We start from the raw sequence: 16953 nt of genomic DNA, 5'->3' as shown, positions 1-16953 counted from the left end.
ACAGTTTATGGGCCGGGATCAACCAAGGCCGCAGCCACGCTGGGATGGTGGCATCCTTCCGCGCCCGGCCATCGTCCGACGGGGTCCCTCATCCCCAGTCAGCCCAAATGGTGGCATAAAACGGCAAAATCAATATTTAGTCTTGATTTGTGAATTTATTTTCATATATTGAGCCCATTGCTGTTTTTTTATGGAAAGAATCACGTGCGTGAACGCGAACCCAGCCTGGTCTATGCCTTTCGGCAGTCTACCCCCTATGTCAACGTGCACAGAGGCGCCACCTTCGTGCTGATGATGGGTGGGGAAGCCCTCTGCCACCCCAACTTTGCCAACATCGTCAGCGATATCGCCCTGCTGCAGACCTTGGGGATACGCCTGGTGCTGGTGTTCGGCTCACGTCCGCAAAACGACGAGGCGCTGGCCCGGGCCGGCATCGAGGCGCAATACCACAGACGGATCCGGGTCACCGATGACGCCAGCTTCGCCCTCATCAAACAGGTGTGTGGCGGCCTGCAGTACGACATCACGGCCCAGCTCTCCATGGGGCTGGCCAATACGCCCATGCAGGGGGCGCGCATCAGCGTGGTGAGCGGCAACTTCGTCACCGCCCAGCCGCTCGGGGTGGATGACGGCATCGACTTTTGCCACAGCGGTCGGGTGCGCCGCATCGACGTGGAGGGGATCACTCGCCAGCTGGATCAGAAGAGCCTGGTGCTCATTTCCCCCATCGGCTGCTCGGTCACCGGCGAGAGCTTCAACCTGAGCTCGGAAGAGGTGGCCCGCCGGGTGGCAGTGGATCTCAAGGCCGACAAGCTCATCTGTTTCAGCAGCACCCAGGGGGTGATGGACAGACACGGCGAGGCCATCTCCGAACTCTTCCCCGAGCAGGCCGAGGAGCTGCTGGTGGAGCTGGAGCAGGCGGGGGAAGAGATGTCCGGCACTGCCCGCTACCTGCGGGCGGCGATTGCCTCCTGCCGCGGCGGCGTACCCCGCTCCCACCTGGTGAGCTATCAGGATGACGGAGCCATGCTGCAGGAGCTGTTCAGCCGCGATGGTCTCGGCACCCAGATAGTGCGGGAAAGTGCCGAACAGGCCCGTGCCGCCACCATAGAAGATATCGGTGGCATTCTGGATCTCATCCGCCCGCTGGAGGAGGAAGGCATACTGGTGCGCCGCTCCCGCGAGCAGCTGGAGATGGAAATAGACAAGTTCACCATCATAGAGCGCGACGGCCTCATCATCGGCTGCGCGGCGCTCTACTGCTTCATGGAAGAGGCGATGGCGGAGATGGCCTGCGTCGCCATTCACCCCGAGTATCGCAACTCCAACCGGGGGGATCAGCTGGTGGCCAAGGTGGCCGAGCGGGCCAAGCGGCTCGGCATTCGCCGCCTGTTCGTGCTCACCACCCGCTCCATTCACTGGTTCCGGGAGCGGGGCTTCGAGCCGCTGGAGGTGGAAGACCTGCCGGTGGAACGGCAGCGCTTCTACAACTGGCAGCGCCGCTCCAAGGTTTTGTCAAAAACCATTTCGTAAGTTATTGATCTTGTGTCTGGTTGTCGCCGATTGTTAAGTTTTTCACGATCTCGATTGACAGTGCAATCCAGCGCAGGGTATTTCTAATTGCACTCCACCGCCTGCGGTGGAGCCAGAAGAGGAGCGCTGCCCAGGCAGCCCGAGGGAGGACGCCAGAGTCCGATGAACTTGGGTCAGGGGGAGCAGCGCCGAGACGAGTGAGGCAACTGGATACCTCAACGTCGGCTGCGGGGGCTGAATCCCCCGGGTTGTCATCGGTAGTGGTCATCCCCCACCGAGCCCCACAAGGGGCTGGTACGGGATGGGCTCTGCGGGTGGAGTGCTTCTGGCCGGGATAGCCTCTCTCATTCCTGCCATTTTCAGCCTCCTCCTCTCTTTTTGCCCGATGGATCCGGATTTTTAAATTAAGACAGGAGTAAGCAATGAGCCCGATCAATGTCGCCAAGTTTGGCGGAACCAGTGTCGCCACGGCTGCGGCCATGAACAACTGCGCCGATGTGGTGCTGGCCAACCCGGCGACCCGGGTGGTGGTGCTGAGCGCCAGTGCCGGCGTCACCAACCTGCTGGTGGCCTTGGCCCAAGGCGATCTGGACGAGACGGGCCAGGAGGCGCAGCTGGCCAAACTGGCCGAGATCCAGCAGGCCATACTGACGGCGCTGGGTGACCCAAGCGATCTGAGCACCCTGATCCATGCCACCCTCGGCGAGATCCGCACCATGGCGCGCCAGGCCAGTCAGCATACGGATGCCGAGCTGGCCGATCGCCTCATCGCCTGCGGCGAGCTGATGTCCACCCGCCTCTTTACCGAGCTGCTGCGCCAGCGCGGCGTCAAGGCCCACTGGCAGGATGTGCGTCAGCTGATGCGCACCGACAGCCGCTTTGGCAAGGCGACCGTGGATCTCGCCGCCACCCGCATCCTCTGCCAGCAGGCACTGGGCCCCCTGCTCGGCGACAGCCTCATCATCACCCAGGGCTTCATCGGCTCGGATGCCGATGGCCGCACCACCACGCTCGGTCGGGGCGGCTCCGATTACAGCGCCGCCCTGCTTGCCGAGGCGCTGGATGCGGGCAGCATAGAGATCTGGACCGACGTGCCCGGCATCTACACCACGGATCCGCGCCTAGTCACCCGCGCCCGCCCCATCCCCGAAATCAGCTTCGTCGAGGCGGCCGAGATGGCCACCTTCGGCGCCAAGGTGCTGCACCCGGCCACCCTGCAGCCGGCGGTACGCCAGGACATACCCGTGTTTGTCGGCTCCAGCAAGGATCCGGCGGCCGGCGGCACCTGGATCCGCGCCAGCACCCGCACCAGCCCGCTGTTTCGCGCCGTGGCGCTGCGCCGCCAGCAGGTGCTGGTCACCCTCCACAGCCTCAACATGTTCCACGCCTATGGCTTCCTGGCCGAGGTGTTCGGCATCCTGGCCCGTCACCGCATCTCGGTGGATCTCATCACCACCTCGGAGGTGAGCGTGTCGCTGACCCTGGATCACACCGGCAGCCAGAGCAACGGCGAGCCCATCTTGAGCGACAAGGTGCTGGCCGAGCTGGGTCAGCTGTGCAAGGTGAAGGTGGAGACAGGGCTGGCGCTGGTGGCGCTCATCGGCAACCGCATGAGCGAGGCGGCCGGGGTGGGCAGTCAGGTCTTTGACGCCATCCGCGAGCACAACATCCGCATGATCTGTTACGGCGCCAGCGCCCATAACCTCTGCTTCCTGGTCAAGGAAGAGGAGGCGGGCCACATAGTCAACCGCCTCCACCAGGAGCTGCTCGACTGAGCCAGTCGAGGTTTGACACTGCATGAAAGAGGGGCACCCAGGGTGCCCCTCTTTTCGTTGCAGCCAAGGTCATAGACGCAGATAGCCGCGCCAGCCTAGCCCGCCAAAGTGGGCACCGGCAGCAGACAGGCGCGGATCGCCTCGCGCAGGCCAGCGAGTCGGGCCAGCAGCGCCGCCTGGTCAAGCCCGGCTTCGTCCGGTCCCAGGTTGTCCGCCAGCTCGGCGAAGTGCTCGGTCACAGCCCGCTCCAGCCAGTCGAGCCGGCGCAGGGTGAGCGGACCGCAGCTCTTGCCGCTGAGATCATCCTGGATGTCGAGCCTGTGGCTGCGATACATGTCGCGCCACCAGTTGGCGGCCAGCGCCGCGTCGCTGGCCAGTGCCGAGCGCCACTCCCCCTGCAAGCCCTGCAAGCGGGCCAGCACGGGGGCGCTGGCACCCTCCCGGGCCAGGTATTGCAGCTCGCGCTGCACCCAGGCCAGGCACAGACCGCGCCAGTAGCGAAACTGCGGAAGGGGATCCGGCTCATCGAGCCAGAGGCCGGAGAGGGTGCGGGTCTCCAGCCGCTCGGGCACATGAAACTGGGGATCGGAGAGGCCGTTGGAGTTGAATTCATGACGGGGATCGAACGGCCACATGTAACCAAAGTCGAACACGGCGATCTGCTGGCCATCGTCGAGCAGGTTGCCCGGGCTCGGATCCCAGTCAAACCAGCCCCAGTGGGCAAGCTCGGCCTGCACCGCCAGCATCTGCGCCAGATTGCGCTCGTTGAGATCATGCACAGGCACGCCCCGCAGCCAGGGGGAGATGAGCACCCCGGCCCGGGCCGAGCCGAAGCAGGTACAGACCACATTGGAGAGAATGGTGGGGTGCAGCTCGCGCAGGGCCTCTATCTCGCGCCGCCGCTCCAGCTCGGTCAGGAAGGCAGTCTTGCCGTCGACGTTGGCCACCAGGGAGTCGTGCCGGCGCCGTTTCAGGCACCAGTGATGTCCCTCCACCTTGAGGTGAAACACCTCGGCGGTGAGGCCGTGACGATACACCTTGATCACGGCGGGATGATCCTCCTTGAGTCTCACCAGCTGCGCCAGTGGCAAGGGGCAATCCCGCTCGCGTCCGATCCGGATCTCCTCCTTGCTCTCCAGCATGCGGAGCAATCTTGCCTGACGTGCCGCTACTTTGGGATTCATACATGCACCTCCATCATTATTGAGAGACTAAGCAGCAAGGCAGGCGCAGACCAGAGGCAAAGCGTCATGATGACGCTTTCATCACAGAATGAGTGTGGCCGTCCGATCCGGATCACAGTTTGCATGGATCCATGGTCATGAAATATTCATTGTCTGGTCATTAAATTGACAACAAGGAACAAGCCCCTCACCATCGGGTCAAATTAAATGCAGCAACCAGTCGCCGTCATCACTCGCTCAAAGGATGAGCTCATATGAAAGTCCCCTCTTCAGCACGCTTGTCAGCCAGGGTACCCAGTCTGCCCTCCCTGCTGCTTGGCTTGCTGGCCGCGCTGCTGCTGCTGACCCTGATACTGCCGCAGATCAATCCTGGCAGCTGGCTCGGCCGGGCCCAGCCGCTGGTACTGGGGCCTGCCGATCAGCCGATCGCCACCCTCACCCGTCATGCCCTGCTCTACAAGAGCGACAGCCGTGGCCTCTACCTGGTGGTGCGCAGCCAGTGGCAACTGCTCAAGCCGTTGCAGGAGGGGGACAAGGTACGGGTGGAGTTGCTCAACGAACGGGGTGAGCGGATCGATCAACTGAATCAGCCGGTAGACAAGCGCCAGGTGTGCCGCAAAACCCGCTGTACCCTGGATCTCAACAGCACACTGCGGGCGCCCGACGATGCCCTCGCCAGCCGCTATCAGCTGCGGATCGGCCTGCTGCTCAAGGAGAGACCCGAGAGCGCCGAGTTCAGCCAGATCCTGCAGACCCTGCCGGAACAGGGTTTCAACCTCAGCTACCTCTTCACCAGCCTGGTGCTGGTGCTGGCCCTGAGCGCCGCCGTGCTCAGAACCGTGCTGCCCCGCCTCAGACGCAGCCTGCGCTGGCGAGTCATCGGCAGCCTGCTGCTCGGCAACCTCACCTTCGTGCTGCTGCACGGCTTCGTGGTGTTCAAACTGGGGGAGTTTCTGCTCTGGTCCGGTTTCAGGCCCGAGCACTACTACCTCGCCTGGGGCAGCATGGTGCTGGGCTGGAGCCTCTGCGCGCTGGCGGGTTTCAACCTCTACATGGGGCTGGTGTTCACCGCCCTCTCCGGCATAGGCCTGCTCGCCAACTTCATGAAGATCGCCATCTACGGGGTGCCGCTGGGGGGGGACGATCTCGGCAACCTGCTGGCGCTGCTGCGCATCCTGCTGGAACAACATCCAGTGTTGCCAGTGCTGGGCGCCGGCCTGCTGCTGTTTCTCTGCTGGCGCTTCGCCCTGTCGCGCTGGATCCTGCGCACCCTGGCCGCCACCGCCGCCTTCTTTGCCCTGTGCGTATTCGCCACCCAGACCGGCAACAAGCTACTGGGGGCCAACATTCGCTACGTGGACAGGGTGGTCAACTATCACAGGGACATCATACGGGCCGGCCCCGGCCTCTATCTGTTCAACCTGGTGGACGAGATGCTGCAAAACGGCAGCGTGTTTCGCTACCCCTTGCAGATCAACGAGCTCACTCCCCAGCTCAGCCATGCAAGCCAGGGGCAAGCCCCCCGCTTCGATCTGGTGATAGTGCTGCAGTACGAGTCGCTCTGGCTCGGCTGGCAAGGCAAGATCTGCGCCCCGCCCCCGACCCTTAGCCTGCCCGCCAGCGTGCAGCAGTGGCACAAGACCATCCACTCCCCCACCACGGGCGGCATGACGGTACTGGCCGAGTTCGAGATGAACACGGGCCTGCCGGTGGGCCTGCTCAAGCAGGGGGTCGTGCCCTACTACTACCTCTCGGAGCAGGTGCCCGGCCTTGCGCAAAGCGCCAGGCAAAGTGGCTACAAGACCCTGTTTGCCCACCCCTATGTGGAGAAGTTCTGGGGCCGCGCCAAGGCGATCCCGGCCCTTGGCTACGAGGAGCGCTGGTTCGATACCCGCTTCACCACGCTCGAACATAAAGGGCTCTATATCTCGGATGATGCACTGATCGATCACCTGCTCAGGCGCAGCGAACAGGATAGCCAGCCCCTGTTTGCCTATGCGGTCACCATGCAGGGCCACGGCCCCTTCGACGGGGATCGCTATCAGGCCCAGCAACTCGACAAGGCCTGTCCTGATCAGAGCGCGGCAGAGCGCCAGCTGCTCAACACCTACTACACCGGGGTGGTGGATGCCATGGCTTCGCTGGAGCGACTGCTCAAGACCCTGGACCAGTCCGGCAAGCGCTATCTGGTGGTGGCCTTTGGCGATCACCAGCCGTTTCTGATGTCGGCGGGCAAGGGGATTCACGGTGACAAGCCGCCTCGCGATGCCACCTACCAGATCCCCATGATGGCCTTTGCCCGCGATGATGGTGCCCTCAACCTCGCGACCCAGTTTGCCCCGGTGCGCCAGCTCTACCAGATGGGCCAGGCCACCCGCCAGCTGCTGGCGGGGGATCTGACCCCGATCCCGGATCTGGCCCTGCTCCACCCTGTACTGGGTGAAGAGAAGGGATTCGACGTCTCGCCCCTGGTGCCGCAGATCCGGGCCAGCTTCCGGCCGGATGCCCTGCCCTGATCCCGGATCTGAGAACGTAAAAGAGGCCGCTGTTGCGGCCTCTTTGCATTCTGGTCTGGATTGCGATCGGCTACTACGCCGAGCCTGAGCTGACACGGCCGCTAACGCAGCCAGGGCTCGCACAGGGTGAGAGTCTGGGCATCGAGATCTAGCTCAGCCTCTATGCCAAGAGGCAGGGTCAGCATGGGGTGGGTGTGGGCGCAGTCAAACTCCGCCAGTATGGGAAAGGCCGGCTCCCCCACTACTTCCAGCAGAATATCGAGCGGCCGCTTGCCACTGCCCTGTTGGTTGAAGAGCTCGTGCTTGCCGAGCACCAGAGCACCGATGCGCTCGAACACCCCGCACAGCTTGAGGTGGGCAAAGGATCGCTCAACGGTTTCGGCGGACAGCAGGCTGTCTTCCAGCAACAGAATATCCCCGCTTTCAATCGGCGGCATGTAAGGGGAGCCCCAGATCCCCGCCAGGGTATTGAGGTTGCCGCCGATCAGCCTGCCCCGCACCTTGCCCGATCCCACCGAGATCAGCCGGTTGGGCAGGCACTGCTTGGCCCGGGTCTGGTTTTCCCAATCCAGCCGCTCGTCGGTCCATTGCGCCGGGGTCGGCAAGGTATGAGGCACGACGGCGCCACCGGCCTGGCAGATCTGGCGAAAGCCCGACAGGGTCTCGTCCACCAGCGGCGGCAATTCACCGAACGAGGCCACCAGCGCCGGCCCGTAGAAGGTAACCAGGCCGGTTTTGGCATAAATCCCGAGCAACAGGGCCGTCACGTCCGAGTAGCCGATGATGATCTTGGGGTCCCGTTTCAGCGCCTCGTAATCGAGATACGGCAGCAGGGAGTTGGAATTGCTGCCGCCGATCACCGACATGATGCAACGCACCTCTGGATCGCGAATGAGTGCATTGAGCTCGGCTGCCCGCGCGGCTATGGAGCCGGATCGCCAGTGATCCTGCTGGCCGGTCAGGCTGCCCGCCTTGAGCCTGAAGCCCTGTGCCTCCAAAAATGCCCTGGCGCGAGCAAAGCGCTGTGGCGCCCAGGCCGTGGCCGCGCTGGAGGGGGAGAAAAAACCTATGGTGTCGCCAGGTTTGAGCCCTGGCGGCTTGAGTGATGTCATCGCAAGACGTCCTGTTCCGATTATGGCCATCCAGGGCATAGCCGCCCACAAGAAAGGACTCATAATAGCCATGTCATGGCCCTAAAGACACCAGGAAAAGATGGCAGTGCCAAGGTGCTGCCCGGCTCCAGCCGGTTGATGATCAGGGGATTGAGGCCGGGCACGGGCACGCGGAGTGATTCACTCGCTGGTCGGTTTAACCCAGAAACGGCGCACCCATTTCTGGGTGATCTTCTCGTAGGAGCCATCCTTGCGCATCTGATCGAATGCCTTCTGAAGCTGCTGTATGGTGGCGTCATCCGTGTTGCGGCTGAAGGCGAAGTAGAACAACATTGTCTCCTGGAACTGGAACATGGGGACAAAATCCGAGTAGTGATGCCCCAATGTCTCTATGTGATAGGCGGCCCCCATCTGCATGGCAGGGGCCACGTCTGCCCTCCCGCGCAACATCATGCGAAACTTGTCATCCTCGTCGTGTACCAATACCAGATTGAGCCCTTTTCCCGACAGCTCACGGGCCATCGCCGAGTCGCGCACCACGGCAATCCGCCAGGGAGCCAGCTCGGCTAGCTGGCTGGCCACCAGATCGTCACGGTTTGCCAGGCGATAAAACCAGATGACGCGAGGACCGATTGGGCCAATCCAATGGAAGAGCGCCTCCCGCTCCGGGAGCCGTATCATGCTGAAAATGACGGTATCGGGATCATACTGCGCCATCTGGTAGGCCCGCGCCCAGGGCAGCAGTTGTATCCCCTTGCTGTCGAGCGTGATGCCGCTGACCTCCAGCATTCGGTGCAGCATATCCACCGAGAGCCCTGTGACCTGACCATCCCTATCCCGGTAGTTGTAAGGGGGAAGCTCCTCTGTCACCGCCTGAATGCTTGCCCCCATGGCACTGCCCAGCCAGCACCACAACAATAACCAGCGAATATGGAACATGATTGACCTCCAGACCGTCCTCTCTTGTGTCAAGTATGGCGGGCATGAGCCGTACTGCGTATAGCGGCTGACCGTCAAGCACAGGCATCTGATCGGCTGCCATCCCGCCACGCCGGGACGCAGAAACTGAAAAACCGGCAGAAGGTTGCCGGTTTTTCAGAGTATTCAAGGGATCAGACCAGCACGGCGGTGCCGCTGATGCTGACCATCAGCATGCTGCCGTTTTGCCCCACCACCTCGTAGTCGATGTCGATGCCGACCACGGCATTGGCACCCAGGGCGGAGGCACGTTCTTTGAGCTCATCGAAGGCAATCTCGCGGGCACGGGCCAGCTCTTTTTCGTAGGCGCCGGAGCGGCCGCCTATGATGTCGCGGATCCCGGCAAACAGATCCTTGAAGATGTTGGCGCCGAGGATGGCTTCGCCCACGACTATGCCGCGATATTCACGAATGGTCTTGCCTTCCAGGGTGGGGGTGGTTGAGAGGATCATCTTGGTTTCCTTATCGATTCACTGGGTAGACAGCCTAAAGCAGCGATAGTTTCCAGGCAAGAAAACAGACTCGATACGTGTCTGTGGATCAGTGCTGTCTGTGTTTGGAGGGGCAGGTTCCGTAGAGAGTCGACCGGTTGGATCCTGCCGGCATCAAGCAACGGGAGACAAGGTTGAGCAAGCGCACGATCAGCATCCAGGCGCCCCTCAATAGCCGATCTGGCCCAAACATCAAGTGATAGAAGTGTCAGTTGTGGCCCATTTCGCCTTTCCATAGGGTGAGTCTGTCCCGGCCCGACGCCGGAGACTGACCCACTTCGTCACGAGGACAGCATCATGATGCAGCTCGACACCCGACCACCTCATCCCACCCCTTCAACGCGGGTACCTTTCCACGCAAGCCACCTCGCCGAAGCCCGTGCGGAGGCCACACCATGACCACAATCACTACGCTGGATCTCGGGGATCAAGGCCTGCTGGCAGCCTACCTGTCTGCGGCCTCGCCGGCCCTGCTCAACCAGAGCTATGCCAATCTGCTGCTGATGCAGCAGTCCCTGGCCAGGAGTGAGCTCGACTCATCCCTGGCAGTCAAGATTGAGGCCTACCAGGCCCAGATGCTCAACCAGGCGCGCTACTACCAGCAAGACAACCTGCCTGGCCTTATCCATCTGATGAGCTATGGCTCGAATTTCTACGCCCTGGTCGCGGCCTTCAACCGCTTGCTCGGCCAGGATGACGATGCAGCCGTGCTGGCCGGGCAAGTCAAGCTGGCAGAGCAGCTGACCTCGCTGGCCGATCAGGCCCGGAGTTACCGGCTCTTGGCCCAGACGCTCAACACCCGGGTTCAGGTCGCCTGGGGTTCACTGCGTCCCCTGATGGAGAACTTCCTGGGGGTGATCACTCAGCTCGAGCAGGATCTGATCGCCGATGCCCAGCGCCAGGCCAAGGCCATAGACGCACTTAACCAGGCCATAGCGGCAAACATTCAGGCCATTGTCGATGAGGGTGGCAAGGCCGGTGAGGGTGTCAGCCAACTGGGCCACGCTATCGTGACCTCGCTGGCGCTGGAGGAAAAACCCGCCGCCAAGCCTGCCGCTAGCCAAGGCACGGCCAAGGGGCCAGACCAGCAGACCCAATACATGATCGCCGGTATCCAGGCCCTGTCATCCGGCATAGCCGGTGCCAGCCTGGCGGCCAAGGAGCTCAAGGCCAATACCCAGAAACTGGCTCAGGCCTACCAGGCGCTGGCCGAGACCAACGCCATGCTGACGGTCGCAAAGTCGGTGCAGGCCCAGAACCAGCTGTTTGTCAGCACCTACGAGACGGTAGCCCGGGCGATCACCGGCCTGCCCTCGGGCTGGCAGAAGGTGGCCGACGCCTATCAGAGCGCCGTCCCCATAGTGGCCGACCTCAGCAACGACGGCGATGTGCGTCTGCTCAGGCGCACCCTGGCGCTGGATACCCAATCCTGGCAACTGCTCTCCGATCAGGTGAATGACATCAAGACCGCCTACGCCGGCAACGGCGTCCTGCCCGATGCTTAACCCCACCACAAAAGGACGATAGACATGATAAACGCAACCATCTCCATGGATCAGAGCATGGCCGGTCAGGCCGGTCAGGCGCTGCAGATCCAGACCTATTGCAACAGCGTCAAGCAACAGGTGTCCGTGGATTTCAGCCAGTTCCCGAACCTCAAGGACAACCAGACCCAGATCAACCAGGGACTGGACGTCGCCAAAGGGCATGCGGATCTGTACCTCAACCAGATCCAGCCGCAGATCATCACCAACATCAGCAACATCTCCAACTACTACGCCCTGCAAAATGCCATCCCGACCGTGCTTCCTCCCGGTTCCACCAAGGCCCAGTGGCTCAGGCAGTTGAACGTCATCAAGGAACAGGCCACCGAGTACCACAAGGTATCCTCCGACACCCGCCTTATTATCCTGGATCTCAACAACAATCTGATCACCGACTCCCGCAACTTCCAGGGCATAGTGGTGAACCTCAACAGCAAGGTGCAGGGTGACAACGGGGTGCTGGCTCAGCTCAACGGTGACATCGACAAGGTCAATGCGGCCATCGACGGCGCCATCGCCGGCATAGTGGTTGGGGGCTTGCTGGTGATTGGCGGCGCCTTCGTCACTGCCATAGGCGCAGTGGCCGACTTCGTCACCGCCGGCACCTCGACACCTGTGGTAATAGGTGGCGTCGCCATGATGGTGGCAGGCGCCGCCGGTATCACGGCAGGCTCCATAGTGCTGCACAACTCGCTGGGCGCCCGCCAGGATCTGTACCAGAAGCGCAGCAACCTCAACAGCGAGGTACTGATCGCCACCCAGATCGGCAATGGTTATAAAGGGCTCCAGGTACAGGCCCAAAACGCGGTCAATGCCGCGACCCAGATGAGCAATGCCTGGGACGCCCTGACCTCGGATCTCGGCAGCCTGATCACGGATCTGGACAAGGGCATCACCAGCGGCGACGACATCCGCCAGCTCTGGTTGACCGCCGCCGACACCACAGTGAAGACGGTGCTCGTCGACGTGAACACCATCAAGGCCCAGATGGCCGGCGTCAGCCCCATGCAAGTGCCCGCGACCGCCACCATAGCCGATTTCGTCGGCCGTCTGGCCGCCTAAACCACGGGAGGGCGGCCAGGCCGCCCTCTTCCATCAAGGAGACCCCATGAGCAACGGTATTCTTTCTCAATCCATTGCCAACATGCAGCAGGCCGAAGCCGTCATTCAGTCCTTCACCGGTCTGCCGCAAAACGCCGTCAACATCCAGCAGAACGTCGAGGAGGTGGTCGCGGCGCTGCTGCCCCAGGTGCAAACCATGCAGCAGCAGGTCCTGGCGTTTGGTGCGCGCCTGGAGGTGCAACTGACGCAGCAGCTGGCCAATACCGGCCCCTTCAACCCAGAGGCGCTCAAGGCATTCGTCGATCTGGTCCAGCAGGAGATCGCCCCCATCCAGACGCTGACCGCCCAGACCCTGACCGCCAGCCAGACGGCCAACGATCGCATAACGCAAGACAACATAGCGTTGCAACGGATCGGCGTGGAGCTGCAAGCCACCATAGCCGGGCTGCAATCCAACCTGGCCGGGGCCCGTCAGGAGCTGGACTCCCTCAACAAGAAAAAGCTCTACCTGCTGGGGCTGGGATTGCTGGGGTTGCCGGGCCTCATCGCCCTGGCCGTCACCCTGACGCAAACCCAGAACAAGGTGAACAGTCTGGAGGGACAGGTGAACCAGATTGAGGGGCAGATCCAGCGTCAGCAAGGCTTTCTCGGCCAGACGACGGCATTCTCCCAGCAATTCGGTTCCCTCATCGATCGGGTGAGCAAGGTCGGCAACACCATCACCCTGCTCGGCGGCGATATTGCCAACGTCGCCCGCGATGCCGGGCAAGGGGATCCTGAGCTGGCGCGGCTCTTCTTCACCGCCGCCCTCACCGAGGTTCGCACCCTGCAGGTGGACGCCTCCTGATATCCCTGAAACAAAAAAGGAGAGGCCTTGGCCTCTCCTTTTTCATGGTGCGCTGGGCCATTGCCGCCCCTGCACGTTTGCCCCAAGCGGCTTAGTGCAGCTTCAGGGTCGGGCGCAGCACCCGGTTGATGCGACCCACCAGCATGATGAGACCGGTCTTGACGTAGCCGTGCAGGGCGACTTGGTGCATCCGATAGAGCGAGATGTACACCATGCGGGCTATGTAGCCTTCCACCATCATGGAGCCACGCATCAGGTTGCCCATCAGGCTGCCCACGGTGGAGAAGCGGCTCAGCGACACCAGCGAGCCGTGATCGTGGTAGAGGTAGGGCTTCATCTCGCCCCCTTCCAGCTTGGCCAGGATGTTCTTGCACGCCTGGGTCGCCATCTGGTGGGCGGACTGGGCGCGCGGCGGCACAAACTTGCCATCCGGCTGCGGGCAGGCGGCACAGTCACCGATGACGAAGATGTTCTCGTCACGGCTGGTCTGCAGCGTCTCTTTCACCACCAGCTGGTTGATGCGGTTGGTCTCGAGCCCGGCGATATCCTTCATGAAGTCCGGCGCCTTGATGCCGGCGGCCCACACCATCAGATCCGCTTCGATGAGCTCGCCATCCTTGGTGTGCAGACCCTCGCTGGTCGCTTCGGTGATCATGGTGGCGGTACGCACGTCCACCCCCAGCTTCACCAGCTCCTGATGGGCGGCGCCACTGATGCGCTCCGGCAGTGCCGGCAGGATGCGGGGGCCCGCTTCCACCAGGCTCACCTTCAGGCTGTCGGTGGTGAGGTTCTTGAAGCCGTAGGCATAGAGCTGCTCCACCGCGTTGTAGAGCTCGGCAGAGAGCTCGACGCCGGTGGCACCGCCGCCGACGATGGCGATCTTCACCTTGTCACCGGGCTGGTATTCGGTGGCGAACTGCAGGAAGCGGTTCATCATGCTGTTGTGGAAGCGGTGTGCCTGGGAGGGGCTGTCCAGGAAGATGCAGTGATCCTTGATGCCCTTGGTGTTGAAGTCGTTGGACACGGAACCGATCGCCATCACCAGGATGTCGTAGGGCAGTTCCCGCTCGTTGACCACTATGTCACCGTTATCGTCGACGATCTTCGCCAGTACGATGCGCTTTTCGTCGCGCTTGATGTCGGTCAGGCTGCCCAGCTGGAAATCGAAACCATGGTTCTTGGCATGGGACTGGTAGCTCAGGGCATCGATGCCCGCATCCATGGAGCCGGTGGCCACTTCGTGCAGCAGGGGTTTCCACAGGTGGGTACGGTTGCGATCGACCAGGGTGATCTTCGCCTTGTTCTTCTTGCCCAGCTTGCGACCCAGGCTGGTGGCCAGCTCCAGACCGCCGGCCCCGCCGCCGACGACAACAATATTGGTCATGGTTAATTACCTCGGTTCCATTAAAGCGAAGGGAGCCATCGGCTCCCTTGATAGTTGAATCCATGACGTGACGATCAATCAGGCTTCCTTGAAAGCCTTCATCTGTTGCAGGTGATGAGAGATGTTCCTGAACTTGTGAGTCTCTCGCTCATCCCACACGATGTTGTAATAATTCTTCAATTCACGCTCAGTTTCGCCATTATCGCGGATTTCATCCTGAACGGAAAGGATGCAGAGGCAATTTCCTGAATTTTTACTACGAAATTCAGACACACATTTGGTGCCTATATCCTCGTACTCTTCCGGTCTGTCTATCTTGCCCTGCATGGTGATCTCGGGGTGCAGGTTGGGATTGAAGATCACCTGCTTGATGCCGCACAGGAAGCCGATCCGCTCGCTCCAGTAGCCTCCCAGCCCCACTCCGCAGATGAGGGGCTTGGGGTCCGTGCTCATGTCGAGCTGCTTCTTCACTTCCTTGAGCAGGTGGCTCATGTCATGACGGGGATGAACCGTGCTGTAGTGCACGAAACGCACATCATCATCGATAAACTGCAACTGCAGCACTTTTTCATGATTGCCGGGGCTGGTGGCATCAAAACCATGCAGATAGATGATCATGGACAAGACCTCAAAAACTGTGTCGGTTCTATCGAACCTACCCCAGCGGCGGGGCCCTGCGCCACCAAAACATCCCACTTTCTTGCTTTGGATCACGCCTCCGGTTGCGGATGAAACCAGATTGAGGGGGCCTTTCCCCCGCGCGAGTATCAAAGTGAGAGCCCGCAAGGCAGAAATGATACGCCGGCTACCAATGTGAGAGCCCGTCCCGCGGGCCAGCAAACGATTGCCCTTCATAGCTTGCCAACCCTGTGATCCCGTCCACAAAACCACCGGCAGGCGCATCACTACCAAGCCAATGCGCACGTTTTGTGCAGTATCCGTCTCCATGGGTGCGCAGCCGGGCTGGCCATCCACGCCGATCATGCCTGCGCGCACAGGATCGGCGCCCGTCCCCCTGTCCAACCCATCCCGGGTCCCTGAGCGGGGCAGCCAGCCCATCTTGCCCGGCCGTACCGGTCGGGCCGCAAGGAGTGAGGTATTCATGAACCAGACCAATCCCCCCGGGACGACCACCCACAGTCCCGTCGATGAAGTGGAACGCATGCTCCCCCCTGGCCAGCTCTTTACCCTGGGCTTGCAACATGTGCTGGTGATGTACGCCGGCGCCGTGGCGGTGCCGCTGGTGATAGGCGGCAGCCTGGGGCTGCCCAAGGATCAAATCTCTTATCTCATCAGCTCGGATCTGTTCTGCTGCGGTATCGTCACCCTGCTGCAGTGTCTGGGGATAGGCCGGTTTGCCGGGATCCGGCTGCCGGTCATCATGTCGGTCACCTTCGCCGCCGTCATGCCCATGCTGGCCATAGGCGCCAACCCGGATCTGGGGCTGACCGGCATCTTCGGTGCCACCATAGCCGCCGGGATCCTCTCCACCCTGCTGGTGCCCCTGGTCGGTCGCCTGATGCCGCTCTTCCCGACCGTGGTGACGGGTGTGGTGATCACCTCCATCGGGATCAGCATCATGCAGGTGGGGATCGACTGGATGGCCGGGGGCAAGGGCAATCCCGAGTACGGCAGCCTGCGCTACATAGGCACCAGCTTCCTGGTGCTGGCCTTCATCTTGCTGGTGACCCGCTTCACCAAGGGCTTTTTCAGCAACATCTCTGTGCTGCTCGGCATACTGTTCGGCTTCGTCATCGCCATCGGTATGGGCGAGGTGAACCTGACCGGCCTGGATGAGGCCGCCTGGTTTGCCCCCATAGTCCCCTTCGCCTTCGGCTGGCCCACCTTCGATCCCATCTCCATCGCCACCCTCACCGTCATCATGCTGATCACCTTCATCGAATCCATGGGAATGTTTCTGGCCCTCGGCGACATAGTCGGTCACCCGGCCAGCCGGGGCGACATAGTGCGGGGGCTGCGGGTGGATGGCATAGGAACCGTGATTGGCGGCATCTTCAACAGCTTCCCCCACACCTCGTTTTCCCAGAATATCGGGCTGGTGAGCGTGACCGGGGTGTCGAGCCGCTGGGTCTGCGTCATGTCGGGCGGGATACTGCTCGCCTTTGGCCTGATCCCCAAGATGTCGCTGATGGTCGCCTCCATTCCCCCCTTCGTGCTCGGCGGCGCCGGCATCGTCATGTTCGGCATGGTGCTGGCCACCGGCATTCGCATCCTGGCGCGGGCCGATTACAACAGCAACCGTCACAACCTCTACATAGTCGCCATCAGCTTGGGAATAGGCATGATCCCCACCGTCTCCGGCCACTTCTTTCAGCACTTTCCCGCCGCACTGCAGCCGCTGCTGCACAGCGGTATCCTGCTGGCGACCCTGAGCTCGGTGCTGCTGAATCTCTTCTTCAACGGCTACCAGCCGGATCTCAGCCACCAGCCTCGCCCCCTGCTGGTGGGCCCGGTCCGGCCGGTCGACCCCCGGCCATAAAAAAGCCGCCGGGCAGATACACTGCCC

At 61.9% G+C, this 16953-nt stretch carries 13 protein-coding genes and 1 riboswitch; of the genes, 7 read left to right on the top strand and 6 right to left on the bottom strand.

Annotation, left to right across the window (positions count from 1 at the left end; all coding sequences use genetic code 11):
- Nucleotides 1-204 precede the first annotated feature (204 nt).
- Together argA and lysC are read left to right on the top strand one after the other, a co-directional pair.
- On the top strand, nt 205-1533 hold the full coding sequence (argA, locus tag CK910_RS14855; protein WP_098985107.1) for an amino-acid N-acetyltransferase: 1329 nt from the start codon (nt 205-207) through the stop codon (nt 1531-1533).
- A gap of 108 nt (nt 1534-1641) precedes the next feature.
- Nucleotides 1642-1866: riboswitch (Lysine riboswitch) on the top strand.
- Nucleotides 1867-1955: 89 nt separating this feature from the next.
- Nucleotides 1956-3308: a lysine-sensitive aspartokinase 3 gene (gene lysC, locus CK910_RS14850; RefSeq protein ID WP_098983829.1), complete on the top strand. Its 1353-nt coding sequence runs from the start codon at nt 1956-1958 to the stop codon at nt 3306-3308.
- 95 nt (nt 3309-3403) lie between these two features.
- Here lysC and CK910_RS14845 read toward each other — a convergent pair whose 3' ends face one another.
- Complete coding sequence (locus tag CK910_RS14845; protein ID WP_098983828.1) at nt 3404-4492, bottom strand: hypothetical protein; 1089 nt, start codon at nt 4490-4492, stop codon at nt 3404-3406.
- Between the two features lie 254 nt (nt 4493-4746).
- On the opposite strand from CK910_RS14845, the gene CK910_RS14840 reads away from it, so the two are divergent.
- Nucleotides 4747-7008: an LTA synthase family protein gene (locus CK910_RS14840; RefSeq protein WP_098983827.1), complete on the top strand. Its 2262-nt coding sequence runs from the start codon at nt 4747-4749 to the stop codon at nt 7006-7008.
- Between the two features lie 101 nt (nt 7009-7109).
- Here the strand turns inward: CK910_RS14840 and CK910_RS14835 are convergent, their stop codons facing one another.
- The 3 genes from CK910_RS14835 to CK910_RS14825 form a co-directional block, all read right to left on the bottom strand.
- Complete coding sequence (locus CK910_RS14835; RefSeq protein ID WP_098983826.1) at nt 7110-8120, bottom strand: S66 family peptidase; 1011 nt, start codon at nt 8118-8120, stop codon at nt 7110-7112.
- 180 nt (nt 8121-8300) lie between these two features.
- The gene (locus CK910_RS14830; protein ID WP_098983825.1) at nt 8301-9059 is read right to left on the bottom strand and encodes a substrate-binding periplasmic protein; all 759 of its coding nucleotides are present in this window, start codon (nt 9057-9059) and stop codon (nt 8301-8303) included.
- A gap of 173 nt (nt 9060-9232) precedes the next feature.
- Nucleotides 9233-9550 carry a heavy metal-binding domain-containing protein gene (locus CK910_RS14825; protein ID WP_043556151.1) on the bottom strand — a complete coding sequence of 106 codons (318 nt, stop codon included), beginning with the start codon at nt 9548-9550 and terminating at the stop codon, nt 9233-9235.
- A gap of 434 nt (nt 9551-9984) precedes the next feature.
- On the opposite strand from CK910_RS14825, the gene CK910_RS14820 reads away from it, so the two are divergent.
- From CK910_RS14820 to CK910_RS14810, 3 genes are read left to right on the top strand one after another with little or no spacing between them, the layout of a single operon-like run.
- Nucleotides 9985-11094 carry a hypothetical protein gene (locus tag CK910_RS14820; RefSeq protein WP_098983824.1) on the top strand — a complete coding sequence of 370 codons (1110 nt, stop codon included), beginning with the start codon at nt 9985-9987 and terminating at the stop codon, nt 11092-11094.
- Nucleotides 11095-11118: 24 nt separating this feature from the next.
- The gene (locus CK910_RS14815) at nt 11119-12195 is read left to right on the top strand and encodes an HBL/NHE enterotoxin family protein (RefSeq protein ID WP_043141162.1); all 1077 of its coding nucleotides are present in this window, start codon (nt 11119-11121) and stop codon (nt 12193-12195) included.
- A gap of 46 nt (nt 12196-12241) precedes the next feature.
- Nucleotides 12242-13042: a hypothetical protein gene (locus tag CK910_RS14810; RefSeq protein WP_098983823.1), complete on the top strand. Its 801-nt coding sequence runs from the start codon at nt 12242-12244 to the stop codon at nt 13040-13042.
- A 91-nt stretch (nt 13043-13133) separates the two neighbouring features.
- Here the strand turns inward: CK910_RS14810 and CK910_RS14805 are convergent, their stop codons facing one another.
- Together CK910_RS14805 and ycfP are read right to left on the bottom strand one after the other, a co-directional pair.
- Complete coding sequence (locus CK910_RS14805) at nt 13134-14426, bottom strand: NAD(P)/FAD-dependent oxidoreductase (RefSeq protein WP_098983822.1); 1293 nt, start codon at nt 14424-14426, stop codon at nt 13134-13136.
- A 78-nt stretch (nt 14427-14504) separates the two neighbouring features.
- Nucleotides 14505-15044, bottom strand: a complete 540-nt coding sequence (gene ycfP, locus CK910_RS14800) for an alpha/beta hydrolase YcfP (RefSeq protein ID WP_043556158.1) — start codon at nt 15042-15044, stop codon at nt 14505-14507.
- A gap of 484 nt (nt 15045-15528) precedes the next feature.
- Between ycfP and CK910_RS14795 the strand changes: the two genes are divergently transcribed.
- Complete coding sequence (locus CK910_RS14795) at nt 15529-16926, top strand: nucleobase:cation symporter-2 family protein (protein WP_098983821.1); 1398 nt, start codon at nt 15529-15531, stop codon at nt 16924-16926.
- Nucleotides 16927-16953: the final 27 nt, after the last annotated feature.

The sequence above is a fragment of the Aeromonas sp. CA23 genome (assembly GCF_002587065.1).
Taxonomy (GTDB): domain Bacteria; phylum Pseudomonadota; class Gammaproteobacteria; order Enterobacterales; family Aeromonadaceae; genus Aeromonas; species Aeromonas bestiarum.
The sequence above is the reverse complement of the archived record's forward strand: the minus strand, read 5'-3'. Positions and strand labels throughout refer to the sequence as shown.